This window comes from Pseudomonas sp. WS 5071, assembly GCF_012985765.1.
In the GTDB taxonomy this organism is placed as follows: domain Bacteria; phylum Pseudomonadota; class Gammaproteobacteria; order Pseudomonadales; family Pseudomonadaceae; genus Aquipseudomonas; species Aquipseudomonas lundensis_A.
In genome coordinates, this window is sequence record NZ_JAAQWY010000071.1 from 1 (window position 1) to 2479 (window position 2479).

At 54.7% G+C, this 2479-nt stretch carries 1 protein-coding gene and 1 pseudogene; both read left to right on the forward strand.

All coding sequences use genetic code 11. From position 1 onward, the window contains the following. The first annotated feature begins 381 nt into the window (after positions 1 to 381). Positions 382 to 1002: pseudogene (locus HBN61_RS22210) on the forward strand (tyrosine-type recombinase/integrase). Positions 1003 to 1444: 442 nt separating this feature from the next. Further along, the gene (locus tag HBN61_RS22215) at positions 1445 to 2194 is read left to right on the forward strand and encodes a 3-oxoacyl-ACP reductase family protein (protein WP_170047916.1); all 750 of its coding nucleotides are present in this window, start codon (positions 1445 to 1447) and stop codon (positions 2192 to 2194) included. Positions 2195 to 2479: the final 285 nt, after the last annotated feature.

Here is a 2479-nt window from a genome sequence, read left to right on the forward strand (position 1 = left end):
GTCAGGTGCAACGCGAAATTGGCAACCTATCGGCGCCGTCACACTCAACCCAGAGAGGGAGCAGCCGGCAGTGAAAATAGCAGCTTAAAAACACGGCTGACGCGACAACTACCTTGCAAAACGCCGCCAGGTTGGTGACCATTAACTCCGGAACCAGTTTGTTACGTTCGAACATGAGATGACTTCCATTTCAAAAGGTTCGTTTTTGCGGGCGGGCAGGTTCTGCACTGATGGCTTCGATGCCGCGACGGGATCGTGGCGAGCGCGATGATGCACGCTCGGGTGGAAATTATCGAGTCGCGTTGAGTGGCAGCTTTTGGCCGGTTAGCGACCGTCGCTCCAATTAGCCATCCTTGTCTTTCCACACGTGGAGGACTTGTCATGAACATCATCGCTACCTGCAGCCGTCAGCCCTGGAACAAAGGAAAACTAGTCGGGCAGAAAGCCCCACTCCGACTGAGAGATATCTGGGCCATCCGAGTAAGGCTTCAAATTGCGGAAAGAACCCGGGATCTGGCTCTTTTCGATCTGGCCATCGACAGTAAGCTTCGAGCCTGCGACTTAACCAAGCTCCGCGTGCGCGATGTCGCTCATGGCGAGCACGTATCATCACGAGCCATGGTGATGCAGCAGAAAACGCAGCGGCCTGTGCAGTTTTAGATCACTGAGCAAACACGGTCTGCTCTCGCGGCCTGGATACATCAGGCACAACTACGCAGCGAGGACTGCCTTTTTCCTAGTCGGCTACATACCTCAGACCATCTATCCACTCGTCAATACGCTCGTATCGTCAAAGGCTGGGTGAAAGCCGTAGGCCTTGATCCAGCCATGTATGGCACTCACACAATGAGACGTACGAAGGCATCACTAATCTATCGCAGAACGAAGAACCTACGGGCGGTTCAGTTGCTGCTCGGCCATACGAAGCTGGAGAGCACTGTTCGATATCTGGGGATTGAGGTCGATGACGCCCTGGAGATGGCGGAACAGACTGAGGTTTGATCATGCGTAGCGACGGTCGAAGTCAGGCCGTCGCTAACCGGCCAGTAGCGGCCATTTTCTAGAGATCTACTTCAACTCAAAGCCGACACCCGTAACCCTGGCTTAACTTCCTGCTGATATCTCTTCGCTTCCACTTTGCCTGCCATCATGCCGCTGGTGGGCAGCCATCGGTACACTGAGCACCTTTTCGTTGATAGATACAACTTGCCGAAGTCTGGCGGATGGGTGTGTCGATTAACGGCAATGTCTGGTTTTATATTCCTAGTTAATGCGATGCCGGTTAACGGCTGCTGCTAAAGCCAGGAATAGTCGATGGCCAAGAGTTGCGCACACTGCGCCTGGATGAACTGAGTCAGACCATGGCTATGAAGGCTAAGGTCCTCGGCCTTAGGGTGCTGACACCGATGTCAACTAACTTAATTTCTTGTAATGGAGATACACCATGACCTCTACCCAAACCCTGCAAGGAAAAGTGGCTTTCGTCCAAGGCGGCTCTCGCGGTATAGGCGCGGCCATCGTCAAACGCTTGGTTCATGAAGGTGCTCAAGTGGCTTTCACCTATGTATCGTCTGCCGAGCGGGCCAATGCTCTGGTCAGTGAAGTGATTGCCGCTAGTGGTCAAGTCCTTGCCATAAAGGCTGACAGTTCTGATGCAGCAGCCGTGCAGCAGGCCATTCGTACTGCAGCCGAGCACTTTGGTGGGCTGGATATTTTGGTCAACAACGCTGGCGTGCTGGCCTGGGGCAGCACCGAAGAACTCACCCTGGAGCAGCTTGACCACACGTTGGCGATTAACGTGCGCAGTGTGTTCGTAGCCAGCCAGGAAGCTGCAAGACATATGATCGACGGCGGGCGCATCATCAACATCGGCAGCACTAACGCCGAGCGTATTCCGGTTGCCGGCGGTGCACTGTACGCCATGAGCAAGTCGGCGCTGGTCGGCTTGGTCAAAGGCATGGCCCGCGACTTGGGACCTCGAGCCATCACTGTAAACAACGTGCAACCCGGCCCGGTGGATACCGAGATGAACCCGGCCGACGGTGAGGGTGCCGACTACCTGAAAGGTCTGATGGCACTGGGGCGCTACGGCAAAGCTGATGAAATTGCCGGCTTTGTCGCCTATCTAGCGGGCCCAGAAGCAAGCTTCATCACCGGAGCCAGCTTGACGATTGATGGTGGTTTCTCAGCCTAGTTCTTTGCGACCCGATGCTAGCAATTCGCTCGTTTCGGGTTACCTACGTTTTCGGCGTACTTGCTGAATGGCTCAAATTGGCCGATTCAGTTGAAAAAGTTGGCCATGCCAGATTGCTCACATACGGGCTGCACAAAGCGCCTTATGTGCGCGCTGCTTGTAGTGGTCAACTAATCCCGGACACGACGTTAAGTTTTTCTTCGGCCCGGGCTGGCGCCAACCCACCGTTGAATTGGTGGGGTCGAACCCAGTTGTACCGATGCATCAAGAAGTGGCTGATATCGC